The following is a 21,747-nucleotide window of genomic DNA, read 5'->3' as shown; positions in this document are numbered from 1 at the left end:
ACAATATAAACATTCTTTACCTATTGATACAGCTAAATTTTCTAATATTATTTTAAATTCTCCAGAATGAAATCAACAGTTTTGTTGGTATTTTTGTTTTCTACGTACGAATCTGTCAAGTGTTTTGGCGCTACAACATAGTTATTGTCTGCTAAAGATTCGATATTTTCTAAATAATCTAACGCAATTTTTCCGCGAAGAAGCGGCTTCATATCTTTTCCAGATTTGTAGTAATTGTATATTTTTTTTAATCCTGAAAGGTATAAGTAATCTTTGGTAAATCCGCCGCCACGATGTGCGCGTACCGAAATATTAAATGCCGTATCGCGATCTAAATCGTATGTATTTACAAATTTTCGAAAGGTTGTAGAAAACGAATATCCTTTTGCCAAACTGTCGACAGCAATCACACGATATGCCAATTCTTTTAAACGTTTTACAGTTAAATTGTTACTCATGTATTCTGAGAAAACTGCCAAACCTTCTTGCGTTTCTTCATAATTAGGAAAGCCGTTGGAGAATATTTTAAGCGGTTGCAACAATCCGTTCATCGTTGTGACCATGTGTACGCCAATTTCGTGATTGGTCAATACGGCAAGTTCATTGTCTGAAAATGTATGTTTTTCATTGATGACTAAGGTTTTTATATTATTCAACACCATGGCAATCGCGCTCATATCTTTTGAGAATTTGATATGATATGAAAAATCGTATTGTTTTGAATATTCCCTGAAAATTGCTTCTGTTTCTTTGGGAGAATATTTTGGTTGAAATTGTTCCTCGTTTGCATCTTCTTCTTCGAAGTGTAGAATAAATTTTGCATTTTCTACATCTTGTTCTGTTGGCGTTCCGAAAGAACGTAAACTGTTATAGTAAAATTTACGTTTGGTTCCAATAGTCTGAATGCATTGTACCAAACCTGAGTATGCATAAATGATGTCTTCATACAATTCGCGTATGTTTTCATCTTCAATATGTTCAATAGGTTGTGAAATGAGTTGCCTGTGTAATTGAAAACGATCAAAATCAATTTCAGGATATTTAAATTGTGGATCCGTTAAGTATTTTGACTTGAAAAACTTTTCTTTTTCTTCTTCAACATTTATAGGATTGACATAACTTAAGAGTTCAATCTTCTTAACAATATCATTGATATTATTATCAATTTCAAAAAGCATTTTACTTGCTACCTTCATTTCACTCATTCTCAGTACTCTTTTCTTAGCGATGTTTTTTACAGAAGTCGTCAGCGTGTTGTGGAACAAGCGTTTTTAAGGCTTCTTCTACAGCTGCAACTACTTCCGGAAACATGATTTGATTAATTTCGTCGCAATATATCTTTTTTACTTCGGTTGCCAAAACTAAAGTATTGCTAAAATGCTGTGTAATGTATTTTAAGAAATATCCGTTTCCTTGAAAAGTGTCGTTTATTTTTGAAGTAGAAGCAATTCCGTTGGGCAATTTTATTTCCGATAGCATTTTTCGCCACGATTCTATCATTTCACCAAAACGCTCATTATCAACATTCCCCGTTCCCAGATTGAAGGTTGGCACTTCGCGTTCCCAACGTTTCCAATTATATGAATGCATATCATATACGACACAAACGCCAAATTTTTCCTCGAGTTTTGCAATCAACGCATGTACCACTTTATAAAAATTAGCATGTTTTTTCAAACTCGTTTCCTTCATGGTTTCTGGAAGCGGATTTCGCCAAAGTTGTTTTCCCCAAGCATCTACGTAAATAGCACTTTCGGGCGCTCGATTTAAATCGTATTCAAAACGCGAATCCATTCCTGCAATGACAATAGGATGCGTTTGCACCATTTCTTTCGTCGCTGGATCTTCTTCAAACCAACGATCGTATTCTGTATGCATACAATTTCCCCAGAGTTCTCGTCGAAATTGATGTCCGTCATGCACAGCGCCACAAGCATACGGAACGTAGTTGTCAATTTTTATCGTAAACGAATAATCATCCGCAACAGCCGAAAATATTTCTTCTTGCTGAATTTTATCTACTATTTCTTCAATGGTTAGTTTTTCCATGTATCTCACTTTGGTTAGTGTATTTTTTGTATTGATCTGCGAAACTTTAAAAGTATCTGAAATCATACAAATTAAACGCTTATAAAATTAATAATAAACTCTTTAACAATACAGCAATTGTGATGATTCTGTATTTTTTATTGATTTGTTGTGGTAGGCCTATAAATTTTGAAAGATTTTGTGACATGTTATTTTTCCTTTAATAAGGAATTTTTAAGAAAAATAAATAATATGGTTGTTATAGAATGTTTTTATTTTTTGTCAATTGCGCTTTACTTGTTACTAATTTGATACTTTTTTGTACATCAAATTCTCCTTTAAAGTTTTTGGTAACATGTACATCTATTTCGTAAGTTATGTGTGCTTCTTTAAGAGAAGCTTCTAGTCCCAATTGTTTCGTTTTTGCAGAAGCAACATTCTCCTTATAATTCTGTAAAGGCCGCAAGCCTAAAGCTAGTAATATGGCGCAAAGTGTGATTGCTCCTGGTAAAATAGGAAATTCGGTCCATTGCATCGCGCGAGCAATCCAACCAATAATAATGACCAAAAGTGCGATTCCCACAAATGTAAATGCTTCTTTTACCAAATCTTTTCGGAGTAATTTTAATTTTTCTAAAGTTACATGTGTTTCTAGAAGTTGCTCAGTTGTTTCTTGTATTTGATTTTTGTTCTCCATCATACATAATTAAAGTATTCCAGAAAGGTTGAAAAAATACTGTTGAAGAAAGAATGGTGCTGCAAATTCATAATTTAATCGTCGCAAGCCTTTTTCTTCTTCTTTTTCTTCTTTTCTCGAGCTAACATTTTCTTTTTTTCATCGCTATCTTCTGGGCAATATACGACTTCAGTTGCTGTAAATTTTATATTTCCATGCTGATCGACTTCTTTTGACATTTTTCGTACGGAAAGTTTCCAACCTAAATTTTTAAGTTCTAGCTTCGTACTCCGCAAGCTTTTATGCAAACTACTTAATTCTTGAACATATTTCAACATCGGTTTTAATGCGAATATTGCTGCAATGGTTCCGCCAATAATAATGATTGTCATAACAGAAGCACTTAGCAATTGTACGGATTGCATGTAAATTCCAATACTAAAAATTGCAACTGAAATAATCCCCAAGAAAATTGATTTTAGAAATAGCTGCGTATTTGTCCCTTTGTGAGTTGCTATACGTTCATTAATAGCACTAAATTCTTTTGATGCTTTTATAAATCTTCTAGTATGTTCGTCATCTTCTTCATCAAAATCATCATCTTCTTCTATTTCCTCAGTTTTTGCTTGATGAAAATCTTCAAAAGTAGTCTGGTTGTACAAAGTTCCCCATTCTGTCCACGATCCGTCATACACTGCATAATCGTCAAAACCTGCATGTTCGGCGGCTAATGCCAAAATACACGCGGTAATTCCTGATCCGCAAGAAAATATAAATGGTGCATCTTCTTTATAGAATGATTCAAAAATGGTTTTAAGTGCTGCTTTTGACTTGAAATGATTGTTCTCCAAGACTTCGGTATACGGAAGGTTTTGTGACGTCGGAATTTGTCCGCTACGCAAACCTGCTCTCGGTTCAGGTTGTTCGCCTGTAAATCGTGCTGCTGAGCGTGCATCCAAAATAATACTTTTGGCATCTAGCAACTCTTGAAGCATTCCGCCATAATTTCGAAATAATTTCAAATCAGCTTCCGCTTGAAAGTTTCCGTGTTCGCCTTTATAGTTTTTTTTGGTTTCTGTCGCAAATCCCGCAGTTTTCCAAGCTGGAAATCCTCCATCAAGAACCGCAATTCTGTGAAATCCCATGGCTTTAAACATGTACCAAACTCTTGGCGAAGCATATATGCCTAATTCATCATAAACAACAATTAAACTATCTTTATTAATGCCGAGTTGTTGCGCTTTTTCTGTAAAAGTAGCTTCGTCCAACATGGTATTCGGATATGCACTATCTGGCTGGCTGAATTCTTTTTTAATGTCAAAAAAACGCGCATTCGGAACTTGTTGTGTTTCTTCAGCAATTTCACCATTTACAACTTTGGGAATGGTTGCGTTTAAAATGACAAGATTGGTTGCATTCAAATGTTCCTGCAACCAATTTGTCGATACGATATAACTTACTAATTGTACGTTTTCTTTAAGCATTATCAACTGTTTTGCGTAGTCGAACGCGTCTGTCAAATGCTTGTAATTTATCTACGACTTTGCTTTCTACAAAATCGATTACTTTTTCTTGAAGTCTGGTTTTGTATACTTTATTGATGTATGTAATTCCACCTGGCGACATTACGTTTACCTCAACTAATTTTCCACCAATTACATCGATGCCCACAAAGTATAATCCGTCATTAACTAATTTTGGACCTATTTGTTTACACAGTGCTTTCTCTGCTTTGGTCAGTGAATGTTTTTGTACGCTCCCGCCAGCACTAACGTTCGATCTGTGATCGTCAGAACCTGGCACACGACGCATGGCGCCAATTGGCTCACCGTTGAGAAGTAGAATACGAACATCACCTTGATCGGCACCTTCTATGTAATCTTGTAAAATGACATAGTTGGAAGTTCCATCGCTATTGGTAATGTAAAAGTCTAACAACGATTTGATATTATTCATGGCTGATTTTTCAATTAAAATCACACCAGAACCACCAAAACCATTCAATGGTTTCAGAATCATTTTGTCTGACTTCGAATCTTTGATTTGTTCTACTAAGTAATCTTTATTTTTTGATACATGCGTATTTGGAATGATATTGCTATGTGCATCACCAAAAGCGGCTGTATATAATTTATTGTTGGCTTCTCGCATTCCTTGTAATGAATTCACGATGAACACATCATCTTTTACAGAATCGAGGAAATTTAGCATGATTGGATCTAATGGAGGATTTGCTCGCATGAATATGACATCAAAACCTGCCAAAGGAAGCATTTCTTCGCGCAACGTTGCTTTTAGATAAAATGATTTTAAGGAGCTAGGAACTTTTTCCATTCTACCAATTACGGTACAAAAAGCATTGGTAACACTATCGCGTATGGTTAAATTGGAAGGTGTGCACATTGCAACGCCATGTCCTCTTTTAGCACATTCTTTGATTAAAGCTAAGCTTGTATCATTTTCTGGGTCGATATCTTCCCACGGATACATTAAAAAACAGATATTCATGTGAGTTTTTTTTGGTTCGTTTTTATTTCACACAAAATATAGTGAATTATATACACTTTACCATATTATTTGACAGCTTCATAATTATCGTCCCAATTTTTAGGTTTCGGATCGTGTAATTTTCCTAATGATTTTGCCACCAACATAGAAACGGTTGCGTCTCCAGTAACATTTACGACTGTTCTACACATATCCAAAGGTCTGTCGATTGCAAATATTAATGCCAATCCAATTGGTAGTAACGCGGGATCAAATCCTACAGATTCTAATACAATGACCAACATTACCATTCCTGCACTTGGCACCGCCGCACTTCCGATAGAAGCTAATAATGCTGTGAACACGATGATTAATTGTACTTCAATCGTGATGGCATTTGGCGTAAGTACTTGCATGATAAATACTGCCGCAATGGCTTGATACAGACTGGTTCCATCCATATTTACCGTAGCACCAACAGGCAATACAAAACCAGAAACTTCTTTGTCTACACCAACATGTTCTTCTACTCTTTCCATTGTAACAGGTAATGTAGCTGCACTTGAACTTGTAGAGAATGCTAGCAATTGTGCAGGACTTATTTGTTTTAGGAACCAGAATGGTGATTTTTTTGCGTACACACTCACCAATGTTAGGTAGAATACAATCATTAATATTAATCCTGCTACGACACATAATCCGTAAGAGAGTAGCTTCATAAGGATTTCTGGATCGTCAAAGGCAACAATTACATTCGCGAGTAGTGCAAATACTGCATATGGCGCAAATAGCATGATTAGGTCTACCATTTTCATGACGACTTCGTTTAGGGAATCGAAAATATCAATCATGGGTTTTGCTTGTTTTTCAGGAATTAATAATAGACAGATTCCGACAAATAATGCAAAGAATATGATTTGAAGCATTTTTGCATCACCTAATGATTGAAAGATGTTTTTTGGAAAAATATCGACCAATGCTTGTAATGGTCCTGCATCTTTTTGTGCAGCTGCTTTATTTAGTTTATCGCTTACACCATCAGAAGTTGCATATTTTTCTTTTATTTTTTCAATGGTTTCTTGTGGCATTCCAGCGCCAGGTTTTATTACGTTTACAATTCCCAATCCGATGATAATCGCGACAAGTGTCGTTACTACATAGATTGAAATAGTACGCAATCCCATTTTTTTGATTTTTGCGATGTCTTTTAAGTCAGAAACACCTTTTATTAAGGATGCTAGAATTAACGGAACTGCAATGAGTTTTAACAGATTGATAAAAATAGTTCCGAAAGGTTTTATCCAACGACTGATGAAATATTCTGCGCGTGTAGTTTTTACAATTTTGGCATCTACTTGTTTGACTGAGGAAACGACTTCGCCATTTACAATTTCCTGAACAATTTCTTGTGAGGCAGGAATTTCTTTGAGTACGACGGTTTCACTTCCCCAAGAAGTTGATAGTAGGATGAAAGAGAATAAGATTCCCAACACCATTCCTATCAAAATTTTCCAATGTAATGCCATTTTTTTCATGTAGTTCTTTTTTAGTGATACTATCTATTTTTTATTTTTGAATTGTTCTGTTGAGTAAGTAATAATCTGCTAATACCAACGCTGCCATTGCTTCTACAATAGGAACAGCTCTCGGCACTACACACGGATCGTGGCGTCCTTTTCCTTGCATTTCTACAATGTTTCCGTCTTTGTTGATGGTATCTTGCTTTTGCATAATGGTTGCCACAGGTTTGAACGCTACATTGAAATAAATGTCCATTCCGTTACTGATGCCACCTTGAATTCCACCTGAAAGATTCGTTTTTGTTGTTCCATCAGCATTAAAGATGTCATTATGTTCGCTTCCTTTCATTTTTGCACCTTCAAAACCGCTTCCATATTCAAAACCTTTTACTGCATTGATGGACAACATGGCTTTTCCGAGTTCTGCATGGAGTTTGTCAAATACAGGTTCGCCCAAACCAACAGGTACATTTTGAATGACACACATGATGGTTCCGCCAATGGTATCGCCTTCTTTACGAATTTGCCGTATTTTTTCTTCCATTGCTGCTGCTTTCGCCGGATCTGGACAACGCACAGGATTGCTTTCTGTTAGAGAAAAATCGAGTTCCTGATAGTTTTTATCCAGTGTAATTTCTCCCACAGAAGACACAAAAGCATTAATTTTAATGTCAGCAAGTAACTGCTTGGCAATTGCTCCAGCCACTACTCTACAGGCAGTTTCTCGTGCTGAGCTTCTTCCGCCACCGCGATAATCACGATGTCCGTATTTTTGATCGTATACGTAATCGGCATGTGATGGACGATAGGTTTCTTTTATGTGTGAATAATCGTGTGATTTTTGATTGGTATTGTGAATGGCAAAACCGATTGGAACACCCGTTGTTTTTCCTTCAAAGATTCCCGAATAGAATACGACCGAATCTGGCTCTTTACGTTGCGTTACAATCGCTGACTGACCTGGTTTTCTACGATTCATTTCTTTTTGAATCATATGTAAATCAAGTTCTAGTCCCGCAGGACAACCATCTATAACTCCGCCAATTGCTGCCCCATGTGATTCTCCAAAAGTGGTCAATTTGAATAAAGATCCAAAAGTATTTCCTGCCATAGTATTTTTTTAACAAATGTAAATTTAAACTAACAGATTTAAAAACCCAACAAATGCTTAAAATTAACTTAACATTTAGCGGTTTTGCTTGATAAATTATTAACATTCAAGGATCTAAGCTTAACAGTAGTTTTTCATACTTTTTTGATGTTTGATCTTTATTTGTAGGTGAGTAAAATGTGCTTATGAAAAAACGAAAAATAGATCTTGTGGTTATCTCTGATGTTCATTTAGGAACATACGGTTGTCACGCCAATGAGCTACTTTCCTACTTGAATAGTATTGATCCGAAGAAAATTATCTTAAACGGCGATATTATTGATATTTGGCAATTCCGCAAACGTTATTTTCCAAAAGCACATTTACAGATTATTAAGAAGCTAATTGACTTTTCAGCAAAAGGTGTGGAAGTAATTTATATTACAGGAAATCACGATGAATCGTTGCGCCGTTTTTCAGATACAACACTTGGTAATTTTTCGTTGGTTGATAAGTTAGTGTTGGAATTGAATGGCGGGAAAGCATGGTTTTTTCACGGCGATGTATTTGATGCGTCTATTCAAAATGCAAAATGGATTGCAAAACTTGGAAGTTACGGATATGACTTGTTAATTCGACTAAATCGTTTTATCAATTGGTTTTTGATAAAAATGGGACATGAAAAGTATTCGTTGTCTAAAAAGATTAAAAATAGTGTCAAAAAAGCGGTGAAGTATATTAATGATTTTGAAGATGTTGCTGCCGATTTAGCAATTGACAATGGCTATAAGTATGTAATTTGCGGACATATTCATCAGCCACAAATGGAAAAGAAATCTAATAAAAAAGGTTCTTGTATTTACTTAAATTCTGGTGATTGGATTGAGAATTTAACTGCGCTAGAGTATCATAAAAATCGTTGGAAATTGTATCGCCATACCGAAGATCGCCTGACTGCTTTTTATGCGGATGAAGAATTGAAATCTATGGATTATAAGGATTTGCTAGCCGCAATTACGATTGTGGAAAAAATTAAATAATTTCTATCGCTAATTTTTTTGAGTTACAAAAAAAATTTAATGCACTAAGCTATTTTTTTTGAAGGCATAATTTTGTTTTAAATATTTATGCTCATGGAAACTTTAGAAATTTTAAAATTAACCTTCACAGCTTTCGGTCTTTTTATTAGTTTAATGATTATTACCAAACTTGTTCGTGTACGTTCAATTGGTAAAATATCAACAACTTATTTTGTTGCTGCCATTTCCATACTTGCCGTATTAGTTTCCGTTTTATCAAGTAATAAGTATACTTTTTTTGAAGGGAGCGCTATAGTAGCTATTGTCACTATATTTCAAATTTTATTTGTGTCATTACTTCGTGCAAGTAAACGATTCAACCATTTTTTTATCAATAAAGCTAAAATTGTTTTATGGAATGGAAAAATTCTTGAAGATAGATTGGTCACATCTAATATTAGCAAAGAAGATTTAATCGCCAAAATTGGAAGATCTAATCCACATGATTTTAGAGATATTAAAGCTGTTATTTTAGAAGATTCTGGCGAGTTTTCGGTTATCTACAATCAAGAAACACAAGATTTGAATCAATCGCTTTTGAATGACGCTAACATATAGTTGTCCTCATATCAAATTTCCATACTTACCAAAAGATTATTGCTACCATATTAAATTAGCATATTTACTTTGTATTTACTTCTTCTTCAAATTAAAAAAAGCTTTCTTGAGAAATTGATCTATTCATGCATTTTAGTATTATATTTAATGCTGATTTTAGACTTTAAACCATTTAACTCATGAAAAACATCATTCGTATTCTTGGAATTTCTATGTTCGTATTATTTGTTTCTTGCGGAAATGATGATGATAGTACCAATACAGACGAACAACCACAAACGCCTATACTTCCTGCCAATTATTTTCCAGCTGCTGTAAATGATTATTGGGTATATGATGTACGCATTTTTGGCGGAACTGGCACTGCTCCAACAGAAACAGATTCTTTGTATGTGGCTTCTCGAAATGGTAGTTCATTTATGCTTGATATCAACGACACAGATGCAGGATTTGGTATTATGAGTAATTTATTAGCCAACGGAACACTTACCGAACAAGGAACAGCGCTTACATTAAATAGTAATCTGAGTTTACCAATTGACATTCCTGGAAATGCAATCGATTTTGAAGGACTTGTTTTATATGATGAAAGTATTGCAGATGGTGAAACGCTTTTTTCTATTTCAGATACGTACACACAAGATATTCAAGGAGTTCCACTAACTATTAGTTATACCTTAAGTACCGAAAACATCTCGCAATTAGAAGGATTAACATTAAACGGAGAAACATTTACGGATGTTGAAGTTGTTGATCTTTTATTGGAATTTTCTGTTTCAACAAGTGTAGATGTTTTAGGAAATCCAACAACATTTTCAATTCTTGATCCGCAGAATGTATTGGAAATTCGTTCATATTACGGTGCAAATGTAGGATTGATTAAAGCGGATTCAGAATTTAGTTTCGAACTCAATCCAACAACAGTAGCTTTACTACAAACGCTTAATATTGATTTAGGTTTCCCGAATTCTATTAATAGTGGAACCTCACAAGAAATTAAAGCATATTCGGTAACTAATTAGATTTTTTTAAATCGCTTCGCTTTGTTCATTCAAAGATTTAAAAATTTAAGGATTCAAGGTTTCTTCTGATAGTACTTTGCTGTCTTTGAAGTACAATTGGTATATCGATAAGTACTCCAAAATTATAGCATATTTACATACTAATGTTTCTTCATTAGATCAAAAACATGTGCATTCTCAAAGTAGAATTTTTTAATAATTTCGCTAAAAAAAGTTCAAAAAAACAAATGCTTTTACTTTAAACAAAACCTCAGCATTTGACAAACGTCATATCACAAAACACTCCGCTAACAGGCTAATTTCCTCACTTTTTCATATCTGATATTTTATAAAGCGTCAGTTACTTCTCTTTTTTCTTCATCATTTCTGTGTGTTATTTGCTACAAGATTATTCTAAAATCAACTTGATTCAGAACGAGTAAGCCGAAAAGCGAAATGAGTAGGCAAAATGTAACAACAAAAATATTATGATGAAAAAAACAACGTATCTCACTGCATTATTACTATTGACACTAACAGGTCTCTTAGCTCAAAATAACGTATATCCATCAGCTGGAAATACAGGATTAGGAACTACAAGTCCTACAGCAAAATTAGACGCTCAATTATCTGCTAACTTGCCTGTTGAATCGGGAATTAGACTCACAAGTCCGTTTAGTTTTTCGAGTACGAGCTCCATTCAAACTTTATTTCACCTCAGAAAAACAGGAAGAAGCAAAGGCGAATTTTTTAGTCAATTTGTTGTAAAACCCAATGGAAATGTGGGTGTTGGTGTCAATTGGAACGATCCTATTTTGAATAACAAACGCATGGTAATTACAGATAACAATCCGAATGCTTTAGATTTAAATGTGAGAGGTTTTGCGCTTATAGATGGTCAAAACGCATCACTTTTATTTGGTGCTACAGGTGGAGAAGCTTTTGGACAATGGGGAATTGAATATAACGAATATGCTACTGTAAAAGGACTCAATTTTTGGAAACCTACTGGCAGTAATAACTTTGGAAATTATTACATGTTTTTAACCGATACTGGAAAAGTAAGTATTGGATTGGATCCAAATGTGGCAGGAACCTACAACGGAAACTTTAAGCTATACGTTGCTGATGGTATCATGACCGAAAAGGTAAAAGTAACCTTGCGCAGTTCTAGTGATTGGTCAGATTATGTTTTTGAAGATGATTATAAATTATTACCACTTGAAGAAGTGGAAGCGCATATTGCAAAAAATGGTCATTTACCCAATGTACCAAGTGCAGAAGAAGTTGCAAAAGAAGGAATCGATTTGGCAAAAATGGATGCTAAATTATTAGAGAAAATTGAAGAACTGACACTATATGTTATTGAACAACAAAAGCAGATAAAAGAATTACAAGAACAATTGAAAACGAAGTAATGATGAAACATTTAAGATTTACATATTTGTTTCTCCTTGTTACGCTGAGTTTTCCTTTGAATACAAATGCGCAAAACTTAATTCCAAATGGTGATTTTGAATTAGGAAATTACAATGGAGGATCAGATCCGACAGATTACTACTCTGGAGTTGCCTGTTCTACAGGTAGAGGAAGATTTGATGGAGACCTATTTAATTGGTATGTTGCCAAACCAACAAATGTTTGGACTTCAAGATGTTCTCCCGATTGGATTCCCGCAGGTATGGTTTTGGGTGATGGTTCTTGTGATGCAAACGATTCCAAATATGTGAGAAGCGCATTGAAAAACGAAAGCATTATGACCGAAATGGTTGGCGGATACACATTGGTAAAAGGCAGGACGTACAAATTTAAAGTAAAAGTGAGAGCCGCTAGAGGTTTGGCAAATGGCACTGGAAGTTTTCAAGTAGTATTTTCAACCAAAAGCGAAGGTTTAAGAGTGCAACCTCATAAAAAATGGGTGGCTTTAGATTTTTATGTGGAACAATCGTGCGATTGGAGAAATATTGACGCTTATTTTACAGTTCCTACGGATGATAATAACGACTATGAAGACATGAAATATATTGTTTTGCAGTACAATCATGAGCAAAATGAAAATGGTGATGGCGATTCGGCTTCTTTAATTTTACATTATGATGAAGTGTCTTTAGTTGAAGAAGAACAATGTATTGATTACAAATACATTCAAGATTGGCAATATTTTGATATTCATAAGATTGAACAAGCTAATATTCAAATCAGTGCAGGCGCAAATGTAAGTCCAGATCCTTCCATTGACAATTTGCCTGTAGTCGTAAAAAGTTCAGCAAAAGTAATTTACAGAGCACCAACAGTACTTTTAGAACCTGGCTTTTTTGTGGAAGAACCTGGAAGCTATTTTGAAACACAAGTTGGAACTTGTGTTGAAGATCCTTGCCCAACAATTGAAGCTTTTGCACCATCATCAACAGATGTTTGTAGTAGCGCAACAACCTTGGGCGAAAATATACCCGCGCAACCAGGCGTATTTTACAGTTGGTCTCCAATAGAATATTTTTCAAATCCGTGGTCTAGAATCACAGATTTTACGCCACCAGCTGGTTCTGGTTGTGTAAATGCCGAATTGGTCATTTGGACCATTTGTGGAGAAAGTCAAACATTTCCGTTTACCATGAATTATTTTGACGCTGCACCATCCATAACAGTAAATAGTACTTCTTCTGGAGTAAACAATTTAAATCTCGATTTAGATATTGCAAATGCAAACTCCTATACGGTTACGGCAACAAGTGTTGCAAACGGAACAGTATTGTATACTGATACACAAAATTCAGCTTGTGCTGATTTAAATGTAAACGATGTATTACTAGATTTAAACTCATGTCTGTTAGATATGTGTGATGATGTCGAAGTTACCATTACCGCTTCAAATCCGTGTTTTGATACTGTAGAAGAAATTATTACGTGGACAGCTCCAACGCCAGTTGCTCCAATTAACAGTATTTCAAATATTATAAATACTGATTTTGATTTCCAATTCGATCTTACGCTTGCTTCTAGTTATGAATATGTTGTTATTGAAACGTGGAATGAACAAGAAACATCTTTGATTTGTTCACAAACTATAGAAGCTTGTGCAAATCCGAACATAAGTACGTACCATTTTGATGTCACTAATTGCTTATCAGGTTGTGTTTCGCAATGTCATAATTATAAAATTAAAGTCAGAACAAAGAATTATTGTTATCCAACAGAAGCAGTTTCAACACTATCATGGAATAAATCGAACACAGCATTTTCCATGCCTTCAAGTTATCCAAATGTAATTACAGCTAATGGTGATGGAATTAATGATACCTTGTGTTTCAGTCCGCAAGGAGCCGATTATTATCATTTGGTTGTTGTGAATAGATGGGGAAATGTAATGTTTGAATCATCAGGTTGTGTCACAGAAAATCCTGTATGTATTTGGACACCAACGAACCTTTCTGATGGAACGTATTTTTATACGATAGATTTTAGCAATCAATGCGGACAAAGTGGAAGTCACCAAGATTTTGTACAAATCATTAACGGGCAAAATAGAGTTGCGACAGACGAACCAGATAAATTTGATCCCGTAACTACACCAGAAGTTTCAGTATATCCAAATCCATCTAAAGGATTGTTCAATGTAAACTTAGGATCGATGTCTGAAGCAAACTTAGCAGTGTTAGATATTACAGGTAAAACTATTGTATCTAAAAACGCAACTACAAATGTAGAGACTTTAGACCTCAGCAAGTATGCAAAAGGGATTTACTTTTTAAGGATTAAAAACCATGAAACATTCATCACAAAAAAGTTGATTGTTGAATAACTAAATTTTAATTAGGGGTACAATATAGTTTTCAACAAAAGCAGAAAACCTCAATCGTAATGATTGAGGTTTTTGGTTTTTGTGATAATTTACAAATATTAAGATTGTCTGAAAAGATTCTGAAACCGTCATTCTGAACTTGATTCAGAATCTTATTAAATTAGTTTTCAATCTTCAATACACAACTATTATCGTATCAACTTCTTATACTTAATACGTTTTGGCATCAAGTCGCCACCTAAACGTTTCTTTTTGTTTTCTTCATAATCTGAGAAGCTTCCTTCAAAGAAATATACTTGTGAATCGCCTTCAAAAGCTAGAATATGTGTACAGATACGATCTAAAAACCACCTGTCGTGAGAAATGACCACGGCACAACCAGCAAAGTTTTCCAAACCTTCTTCCAATGCTCGAAGTGTATTTACATCCAAGTCGTTTGTTGGCTCATCCAGTAATAGTACGTTTCCTTCTTCTTTGAGCGTCATTGCCAAATGCAGACGATTTCGTTCTCCACCAGAAAGTGTACTTACTTTTTTGTTTTGCTCGCTTCCCGCGAAATTAAATCGGCTTAAGTATGCTCTAGAGTTGACTTGCTTTCCGCCCATCATCACTAATTCTTGTTCGTCAGAGAAGTTTGCCCAAATAGATTTTTCTGGATCAATGTTAGAGTGTGACTGATCGACATATGCAATTTTTGCTGTTTCTCCTACCGTAAAAGTTCCTTTGTCTGGAGTTTCTTCGCCCATAATCATTTTGAAAATGGTCGTTTTTCCTGCTCCGTTTGGTCCAATGACACCTACAATTCCCGCTTGCGGTAAGTTGAAATTTAAATCTTCATATAATAATTTATCGCCAAAAGCCTTGGAAACGCCTGTTGCTTCAATTACATTAGTTCCTAAACGTGGTCCGTTTGGAATGTAGATTTCCAATTTCGCGTCCATCTGCTTTTGATCTTGACTCATCAATTTGTCATAATTCTTCAAACGTGCTTTTTGCTTTGTTTGACGACCTTTTGCTCCTTGACGAACCCATTCTAATTCTCGCTCTAATGTTTTTTGACGTTTGGAAGCCGTTTTGCTTTCCTGCGCCATACGTTTTGATTTTTGATCTAACCAAGAAGAATAGTTTCCTTTCCACGGAATTCCTTCTCCTCTATCCAATTCTAAAATCCAACCTGCAACGTTATCTAAGAAATATCTATCGTGTGTTACGGCGATTACCGTTCCTTTGTATTGTGCCAAATGATGCTCTAACCAATGTACCGATTCTGCATCCAAGTGGTTGGTAGGCTCATCGAGTAATAAAATTTCTGGTTCTTGTAATAACAAACGACACAATGCTACACGACGACGTTCTCCTCCAGAAAGAACACCAATCAATTTGTCTGGTTCTGGCGTACGCAGTGCGTCCATGGCAATTTCTAGTTTTGTATCTAATTCCCACGCATTCGAAGCATCAATTTTATCTTGTAAATCGGCTTGTTGCGCCATTAACTTCTCCATCTTATCTGCATCAGAATATACTTCTTCTAAGGCAAACATATCGTTAATTTTGTTGTATTCGTCTAAGATGGCAACCGTTTCTGCAACTCCTTCTTTTACAACTTCCATTACTGTTTTTGTTTCGTCAAGTTGTGGTTCCTGTTCTAAGTAACCTACTTTATAACCTGGCGAAAATGTAACTTCGCCTTGGTAATTTTTCTCAACACCTGCGATGATTTTTAGCAAGGTAGATTTACCAGAACCATTGAGACCGAGAATCCCGATTTTAGCTCCGTAGAAAAAACTTAGGTATATATCTTTTAAAACTTGTTTGTTGGTGCTTTGATAGGTTTTGGAAACCCTATTCATGGAAAAGATAACTTTCTTATCGTCTGACATAATTATTCGTTAATTAAATTGCTTTACAGCAAATATACATAATTGTCGTAGCATTCGCACATATTAATTTTTTGATTGAATGATTGAAGTATTGAACGATTTAAGATTCACTTTCTACTAAAAAAAAATGCTTCTAATGCAATATTTTGAAATTAAAAAAAGTGCTTCTAAGGCGATTTCTATTTGAAAAACGCTTCATCTATCAAAAAAAAAATACTTTTTTATTAAGAAAATTAAACTTTTTTCAAACACATTTAAAATATTAACATTCAACATATTACACCTGAAAAACAACTCCATTTTACATATATTCATAAAATTTTTTCAAAAAAACACATTTTCAAAAAACCGTACTCCAATTCCTCTCGTATATAAAACCGTAATACAATAAAAATCTAATTAAACTTAAAAATTATGAAACGAGTAACAACTATTTTAGGAATCAGTATTGTATTGATCGGTAGTTTCTTCTTAATTGCAGCAGATCATATTGATGCGCCTGCGGTACAAGGAACAAGTTCCGACATTACAGATTTCTACGCCTTTCAAGGAGAAGACACTAATTCAATTGCATTTGTAGTAAACACACAAGGATTATTAAGTCCAGCAGCTACAGGAAATGCATCTTTTAATGAAAATACATTAATTGAAATTAATATTGATACCTCTGGAGACAATGTGGAAGATTTAGTAATTCAAGCAATTCCAAGAGGAGATAAAATGTATTTCTTCGGACCAGTTGCACCAAGCGCAACAGGATTGAACAGCGTTATTGAAACTTCAGGAACAGCTTCATCTGTAGATATTACAGCTTACGGAAGCGCTGCCATTACAGAAACAAATAATGGAATGAAATTTTTTGCAGGACCAAGAGATGATCCTTTCTTTATGGATTTTGCTCAGTATGGAGAAATTATTGCAGGAAATGCAACTTCTTTTAACGATCCAGGATCAGATACGTTTGCTGGTACAAATGTACTATCAATTGTAGTTGAAGTACCAAAATCATTAATTGGTGGTTCAGGAACTATCAATGTTTGGGCAGAATCAAAAGGAAAACAATAATCAATCAACATTCACACATAAAAATAAAATAAATGAAAACTATAAAATCAATTTTAGGAATAGCACTCATAAGCTTATTTACGTTATCGAGTTGTTCTTCTGACGATAATACAATTGTAATTGACAACACACCTGATTTTTCAGGAACATTCGCACAACAAGATCAAATGGGTAGACCAGCAGTAAATACTGTATTTGTAGGTTCTGCCAGCAAAGATACTTTTAACACTACAATTCCATCGCAACAAAGCGCAGCTTTTCAAGCGATGTTTGAAACAAACTTAACAGGATTGAGTCCAGCATTCGCAAATCCAGGAGATCAGAATGCTTTAGGACAAGATGCAGCGACTTTTACAGGGTTACTGGCAACAGATGTTTTAAATGTTTCTTTAGACGGAACAACAACATTTTTTGATGGTACTAATGTTTTAACAGGTCGTGCTTTAGCAGATGACGTAATTACCGTAGAATTACTATTAATATTTGGAGGCGAAGACTTCACAGAAAACCCAAATCTTTCTGATGATAATGTTGACGCTAACGACAAGCCTTTTTTGTCCTCTTTTCCATACTTAGCCTCACCATGGTAATCTAAAATGTATTTGCTAGGAGAGTATTTAGCATCTTTTTTTCATGTTTATTTAGTATAACGATCACGCTAAATACTCTCTGCATTTTAAAAATTAATTTACGCTCAATATTAAGTTCTCATCACACTTTGCTTGATACTGAGTTTCAATAAATACTAAAACCAATATTATGAATTTTAAAATCGCCTTTCAAATTCTCGGAGTATGTAGCATTCTTATGAGTTGTACATCTACTCCATCACAAAAAATTACAAATGCCGAATCTTATAATACTTATCTAGAGATAGCTGAAAATAAGTCAGAACAAACAGCAAATGAAATATATACGTTCTGGACGAGTAAGCTTGAAAAATCCCCAAACCAATATCCGTATCATGCAAAAGTTGCAAGCGCACATTCACAGTTATTTAAAGCAACTGGTGAAATTTCTCATTTAGTGGAAGCGGCTTCGCACTTGGAGCTTTTGAATGAACGTACAAAATACCAAAATGCTGGATATATACGTAGTTTGGTAAGAAACTATATTTCTCAACACCGTTTTCAAGAAGCTTTAGTATTGCTTGAAAAAGCAGAAGTTTTAGGAGAAAATCTTCAAGCAACACAAAAGATGTTATTTGATGTACACCTAGAACTCGGAAATGTCGACGAAGCAGAAACGTATTTAAATATTTTTAAAAATGAAAATAGTTTTGACGCCTTAATCCGTTTGTCAAAATGGTATGACCACGAAGGAAACTTAATGGCAGCTATTAAAGCAATGGAAAAAGCAAAATTTAAAGCAGAAGATGCTAACAATAACTACTTAAAGCAATGGTCGTATACGAATTTGGCTGATTTTTACGGTCACGCCGGAAGAATTAAAGATGCATACAACCATTATCTAAAAGCTTTAGAATTAGATCCTAATGATGCCTATGCAAAAAAAGGAATCGCTTGGATTGTATTTTCTTATGAAAAAAATCCAGCTGAAGCGTTACGAATTCTAGATACAATCATGTCGCAACACAAAGCACCAGATTATTATTTATTAAAAGCTGAAATAGCTGAATATATGGGAGATATTGCTGAAAAAGAAAAAAATATCCAAACCTTCCTTTCTATCATTGAAGACAATAACTATGGCGTAATGTATACTTCTTATGAAGCTTCTGTATTATCAGAAGAATTGCAAAATACCTCCAAAGCCATAGAAATAGCGCAACAGGAAGTCAAACTTCGTCCTACACCACAATCATATGATTTGTTGGCATGGACATATCATTTACAAGGTGATTCTACGAAAGCCCTCAAAATCATGAAAGCACATGTAATTGATAAAACGTTTGAACCTGTTGCCATGTATCATGTTGCAGAAGTATTGAAAGCAACAGGAAATACAGCCGAAGCTAATGACTTAAAAGAAGAACTTTTAGAAAGTAGTTTTGAAGTAGGTCCAATTATGGCAGAAAAAATAGAACGATTATAGTTAATAAATTGATTAACTATTAAAATCTAACTTTTGTTAGGCGATTGGTTTTTATTGAAGAAGACACTTTGTGATGAAGTGTCTTTTTTTTATCTCTGACTCATTACAGTTTACAGTGATATTTTGCTCTACTACAAAAGCGTGTCAACCCATTGTACATTAAGAAACAATCTCATATTTATAAAGAAAAGAAATTATTTTTGGAGGTCACGGAGCTAGTGACAGACTTACCGCATGTAGAAATGATTATTTATATCTGCATATCAAAGCTGCCCGCAAACCCACCTGGTAGAATAGTAGTTAAATAGCAAAAGGTAAACTTTACATTTCAAAGAAAGAAATATAAAATTTACCTTTTTATTTAAAGCAGCTCAGTTGAGCTGCTTTTTTGATACTATATATTTATGAAATGATTATTTCACTTCTTCGAAGTCTACCATTTCGACTCCGCTCAAGACAGGCTACTTGACTTCTTCGAAGTCTACGTCTTGTACGTCTTCTCCGTCTTTGTCATCTCCACTTGGTGCAGAGGCATCTGGTCCAGGTTGCTGTGCGCCACCTTGTTGTGCTTCAGCTTGTGCTTTGTACATTTCTTCGCTAGCAACTTTCCAAGCTTCGTTGATTTTCTCTAATGCAGGATCAATCACAGCGATGTCTTTTGTTTCGTATGCTGTTTTTAATTCTGCCAAAGCATCTTCGATTGGCTTTTTCTTATCATCAGATAATTTATCACCAAATTCGCTTAATTGCTTTTCTGTTTGGAAAATCATAGAATCTGCGCTGTTTAACTTATCAGCCGTTTCTTTTGCTTGCTTATCAGCTTCCGCATTTGCTTCCGCTTCTTGCTTCATTTTCTCGATTTCTTCTTCCGTTAATCCTGAAGAAGCTTCAATACGAATATTTTGTTCTTTGTTTGTTCCTTTATCTTTTGCAGAAACATTGATAATTCCGTTTGCGTCAATATCAAATGTCACTTCAATTTGAGGAACTCCTCTTTGTGCTGGTGGAATTCCATCTAAGTGAAAACGACCAATTGTTTTGTTGTGCGCTGCCATTGGTCGTTCACCTTGTAATACGTGAATTTCCACAGATGGCTGATTATCTGCCGCAGTTGAGAATACTTGCGATTTTTTCGTTGGAATTGTCGTGTTCGCTTCAATAAGCTTCGTCATTACATTCCCCATTGTCTCAATTCCTAATGAAAGTGGCGTTACGTCTAACAGTAATACGTCTTTTACATCTCCTGTTAATACTCCACCTTGAATCGCTGCACCAATGGCAACAACCTCATCAGGGTTTACTCCTTTACTTGGTTTCTTACCAAAGAATTTCTCTACAGCTTCCTGTACTGCTGGAATACGTGTTGATCCACCAACTAAGATAATTTCGTCAATATCACCTGTTGATAAACCTGCATTTTTCAAAGCAGTTTGACAAGGCTCAATAGTTCTTTTTACTAAATCGTCAATTAATTGCTCAAATTTAGATCTTGATAAAGAACGTACCAAGTGTTTTGGTCCACTAGCAGTTGCTGTGATATATGGTAAATTGATTTCTGTTGATGTTGAACTAGACAATTCAATCTTTGCTTTTTCAGCAGCTTCTTTTAAACGTTGTAATGCCATTGCATCTTTACGCAAGTCCATTCCTTCGTCTTTGTTGAATTCTTCAGCCAACCAGTTAATGATTTTCTCATCTACATCATCACCTCCTAAGTGTGTATCTCCATCCGTAGATAATACTTCAAAAACTCCGTCACCTAATTCTAGTATAGAAACATCATGTGTTCCACCACCAAAGTCAAATACAACAATTTTTTGATCTTGACCTTTTTTATCTAATCCGTAAGCTAATGCCGCAGCAGTTGGCTCGTTGATAATTCTTCTAACTTTTAAACCAGAAATTTCTCCAGCTTCTTTTGTAGCTTGACGTTGTGCATCATTAAAATATGCAGGTACTGTAATTACAGCTTCTGTAACGTCTTGTCCTAAGAATTCTTCAGCAGTTTTCTTCATTTTTTGAAGAATCATTGCAGATAATTCTTGTGGCGTGTACAAACGTCCATCAATATCTACTCTTGGCGTATCGTTGTCACCTTTTACTACTTTATAAGGAACACGTCCAGCTTCTTTTGAAGATTCTGAAAATTTATTCCCCATAAAACGTTTAATAGAATAAACGGTTTTTGTAGGGTTTGTAACTGCCTGTCTTTTTGCAGGATCACCAACTTTAATTTCTCCACCTTCAACAAAAGCAATCACAGAAGGAGTTGTACGTCTTCCCTCAGCATTTGCAATTACTACTGGCTCGTTTCCTTCCATTACAGAAACACATGAGTTGGTAGTTCCTAAATCGATTCCAATAATTTTACTCATAACTTATTTTAAACTTTTATCTATTGTGTTGTGTTATACTTTATTTTATATTTTGCTTTTCTAATGTGTCTGTAATAAGTCAATGATTATGCCAACAAAAAAATGCTGACATGATGTCAGCATTTTCTAAAAAC

General features: G+C 34.9%; 17 protein-coding genes. 8 read left to right on the top strand and 9 right to left on the bottom strand.

The annotated features are described in order from the left end of the window. Positions 1-47: 47 nt before the first annotated feature. The 7 genes from KAOT1_RS03410 to aroC all read right to left on the bottom strand — a co-directional run bounded on the left by KAOT1_RS03410 (position 48) and on the right by aroC (position 7,822). Positions 48-1,205, bottom strand: coding sequence for a flavohemoglobin expression-modulating QEGLA motif protein (locus KAOT1_RS03410; RefSeq protein ID WP_007093296.1), 1,158 nt, complete (start codon positions 1,203-1,205; stop codon positions 48-50). A 16-nt stretch (positions 1,206-1,221) separates the two neighbouring features. Next, positions 1,222-2,049: an N-formylglutamate amidohydrolase gene (locus tag KAOT1_RS03405; protein WP_040559862.1), complete on the bottom strand. Its 828-nt coding sequence runs from the start codon at positions 2,047-2,049 to the stop codon at positions 1,222-1,224. Positions 2,050-2,287: 238 nt separating this feature from the next. Beyond that, positions 2,288-2,728 (bottom strand): hypothetical protein, encoded by a 441-nt coding sequence (locus tag KAOT1_RS03400; protein ID WP_007093294.1) that lies wholly within the window; start codon positions 2,726-2,728, stop codon positions 2,288-2,290. 71 nt (positions 2,729-2,799) lie between these two features. Then, complete coding sequence (locus tag KAOT1_RS22280; RefSeq protein ID WP_007093293.1) at positions 2,800-4,188, bottom strand: sulfurtransferase; 1,389 nt, start codon at positions 4,186-4,188, stop codon at positions 2,800-2,802. After that, complete coding sequence (gene gshB / locus KAOT1_RS03390) at positions 4,181-5,212, bottom strand: glutathione synthase (protein ID WP_007093292.1); 1,032 nt, start codon at positions 5,210-5,212, stop codon at positions 4,181-4,183. The genes KAOT1_RS22280 and gshB overlap by 8 nt, the downstream gene beginning before the upstream one ends. Before the next feature lie 65 nt (positions 5,213-5,277). Further along, entirely contained in the window at positions 5,278-6,726 is a 1,449-nt protein-coding gene (locus KAOT1_RS03385) for a dicarboxylate/amino acid:cation symporter (protein WP_007093291.1), read from the bottom strand. 31 nt (positions 6,727-6,757) lie between these two features. Beyond that, entirely contained in the window at positions 6,758-7,822 is a 1,065-nt protein-coding gene (aroC, locus tag KAOT1_RS03380) for a chorismate synthase (protein WP_007093290.1), read from the bottom strand. A gap of 185 nt (positions 7,823-8,007) precedes the next feature. Here aroC and KAOT1_RS03375 point away from each other — a divergent pair, with 185 nt between their 5' ends. From KAOT1_RS03375 to KAOT1_RS03355, 5 genes are all read left to right on the top strand, one after another. Further along, entirely contained in the window at positions 8,008-8,841 is an 834-nt protein-coding gene (locus KAOT1_RS03375; protein WP_007093289.1) for a UDP-2,3-diacylglucosamine diphosphatase, read from the top strand. Positions 8,842-8,934: 93 nt separating this feature from the next. Then, a complete protein-coding gene (locus KAOT1_RS03370) occupies positions 8,935-9,438 on the top strand; it encodes a YetF domain-containing protein (RefSeq protein ID WP_007093288.1) in 504 nt (167 codons plus the stop codon). Between the two features lie 179 nt (positions 9,439-9,617). Beyond that, on the top strand, positions 9,618-10,460 hold the full coding sequence (locus KAOT1_RS03365) for a hypothetical protein (RefSeq protein WP_007093287.1): 843 nt from the start codon (positions 9,618-9,620) through the stop codon (positions 10,458-10,460). Between the two features lie 467 nt (positions 10,461-10,927). Beyond that, the gene (locus KAOT1_RS03360; protein ID WP_007093286.1) at positions 10,928-11,857 is read left to right on the top strand and encodes a hypothetical protein; all 930 of its coding nucleotides are present in this window, start codon (positions 10,928-10,930) and stop codon (positions 11,855-11,857) included. Next, positions 11,857-14,238 (top strand): T9SS type A sorting domain-containing protein, encoded by a 2,382-nt coding sequence (locus tag KAOT1_RS03355; RefSeq protein WP_007093285.1) that lies wholly within the window; start codon positions 11,857-11,859, stop codon positions 14,236-14,238. The genes KAOT1_RS03360 and KAOT1_RS03355 overlap by 1 nt, the downstream gene beginning before the upstream one ends. Positions 14,239-14,426: 188 nt before the next feature. Here the strand turns inward: KAOT1_RS03355 and ettA are convergent, their stop codons facing one another. Continuing rightward, on the bottom strand, positions 14,427-16,118 hold the full coding sequence (ettA, locus tag KAOT1_RS03350; RefSeq protein WP_007093284.1) for an energy-dependent translational throttle protein EttA: 1,692 nt from the start codon (positions 16,116-16,118) through the stop codon (positions 14,427-14,429). Positions 16,119-16,532: 414 nt separating this feature from the next. On the opposite strand from ettA, the gene KAOT1_RS03345 reads away from it, so the two are divergent. The 3 genes from KAOT1_RS03345 to KAOT1_RS03335 all read left to right on the top strand — a co-directional run bounded on the left by KAOT1_RS03345 (position 16,533) and on the right by KAOT1_RS03335 (position 19,238). Beyond that, a complete protein-coding gene (locus tag KAOT1_RS03345; protein WP_007093283.1) occupies positions 16,533-17,183 on the top strand; it encodes a DUF4331 family protein in 651 nt (216 codons plus the stop codon). Between the two features lie 32 nt (positions 17,184-17,215). After that, complete coding sequence (locus KAOT1_RS03340; RefSeq protein WP_007093282.1) at positions 17,216-17,773, top strand: DUF4331 family protein; 558 nt, start codon at positions 17,216-17,218, stop codon at positions 17,771-17,773. Between the two features lie 169 nt (positions 17,774-17,942). After that, positions 17,943-19,238 carry a tetratricopeptide repeat protein gene (locus KAOT1_RS03335; protein ID WP_007093281.1) on the top strand — a complete coding sequence of 432 codons (1,296 nt, stop codon included), beginning with the start codon at positions 17,943-17,945 and terminating at the stop codon, positions 19,236-19,238. Positions 19,239-19,699: 461 nt separating this feature from the next. On the opposite strand, the gene dnaK is transcribed toward KAOT1_RS03335, so the two are convergent. Next, positions 19,700-21,613, bottom strand: coding sequence for a molecular chaperone DnaK (gene dnaK, locus KAOT1_RS03330; protein ID WP_007093280.1), 1,914 nt, complete (start codon positions 21,611-21,613; stop codon positions 19,700-19,702). Between the last annotated feature and the right edge of the window lie 134 nt (positions 21,614-21,747).

The sequence above is a fragment of the Kordia algicida OT-1 genome (genome assembly GCF_000154725.1).
Classification (GTDB): Bacteria; Bacteroidota; Bacteroidia; order Flavobacteriales; family Flavobacteriaceae; genus Kordia; species Kordia algicida.
This window is presented reverse-complemented; position numbering and strand designations above follow the sequence as displayed.

Bases quoted from the DNA above. Each gene is read 5' to 3' on its own strand.
- KAOT1_RS03410 (WP_007093296.1), bottom strand. From the start codon at position 1,205: ATGAGTGAAATGAAGGTAGCAAGTAAAATGCTTTTTGAAATTGATAAT.
- KAOT1_RS03405 (WP_040559862.1), bottom strand. From the start codon at position 2,049: ATGGAAAAACTAACCATTGAAGAAATAGTAGATAAAATTCAGCAAGAA.
- KAOT1_RS03400 (WP_007093294.1), bottom strand. From the start codon at position 2,728: ATGATGGAGAACAAAAATCAAATACAAGAAACAACTGAGCAACTTCTA.
- KAOT1_RS22280 (WP_007093293.1), bottom strand. From the start codon at position 4,188: ATGCTTAAAGAAAACGTACAATTAGTAAGTTATATCGTATCGACAAAT.
- gshB (WP_007093292.1), bottom strand. From the start codon at position 5,212: ATGAATATCTGTTTTTTAATGTATCCGTGGGAAGATATCGACCCAGAA.
- KAOT1_RS03385 (WP_007093291.1), bottom strand. From the start codon at position 6,726: ATGAAAAAAATGGCATTACATTGGAAAATTTTGATAGGAATGGTGTTG.
- aroC (WP_007093290.1), bottom strand. From the start codon at position 7,822: ATGGCAGGAAATACTTTTGGATCTTTATTCAAATTGACCACTTTTGGA.
- KAOT1_RS03375 (WP_007093289.1), top strand. From the start codon at position 8,008: ATGAAAAAACGAAAAATAGATCTTGTGGTTATCTCTGATGTTCATTTA.
- KAOT1_RS03370 (WP_007093288.1), top strand. From the start codon at position 8,935: ATGGAAACTTTAGAAATTTTAAAATTAACCTTCACAGCTTTCGGTCTT.
- KAOT1_RS03365 (WP_007093287.1), top strand. From the start codon at position 9,618: ATGAAAAACATCATTCGTATTCTTGGAATTTCTATGTTCGTATTATTT.
- KAOT1_RS03360 (WP_007093286.1), top strand. From the start codon at position 10,928: ATGATGAAAAAAACAACGTATCTCACTGCATTATTACTATTGACACTA.
- KAOT1_RS03355 (WP_007093285.1), top strand. From the start codon at position 11,857: ATGATGAAACATTTAAGATTTACATATTTGTTTCTCCTTGTTACGCTG.
- ettA (WP_007093284.1), bottom strand. From the start codon at position 16,118: ATGTCAGACGATAAGAAAGTTATCTTTTCCATGAATAGGGTTTCCAAA.
- KAOT1_RS03345 (WP_007093283.1), top strand. From the start codon at position 16,533: ATGAAACGAGTAACAACTATTTTAGGAATCAGTATTGTATTGATCGGT.
- KAOT1_RS03340 (WP_007093282.1), top strand. From the start codon at position 17,216: ATGAAAACTATAAAATCAATTTTAGGAATAGCACTCATAAGCTTATTT.
- KAOT1_RS03335 (WP_007093281.1), top strand. From the start codon at position 17,943: ATGAATTTTAAAATCGCCTTTCAAATTCTCGGAGTATGTAGCATTCTT.
- dnaK (WP_007093280.1), bottom strand. From the start codon at position 21,613: ATGAGTAAAATTATTGGAATCGATTTAGGAACTACCAACTCATGTGTT.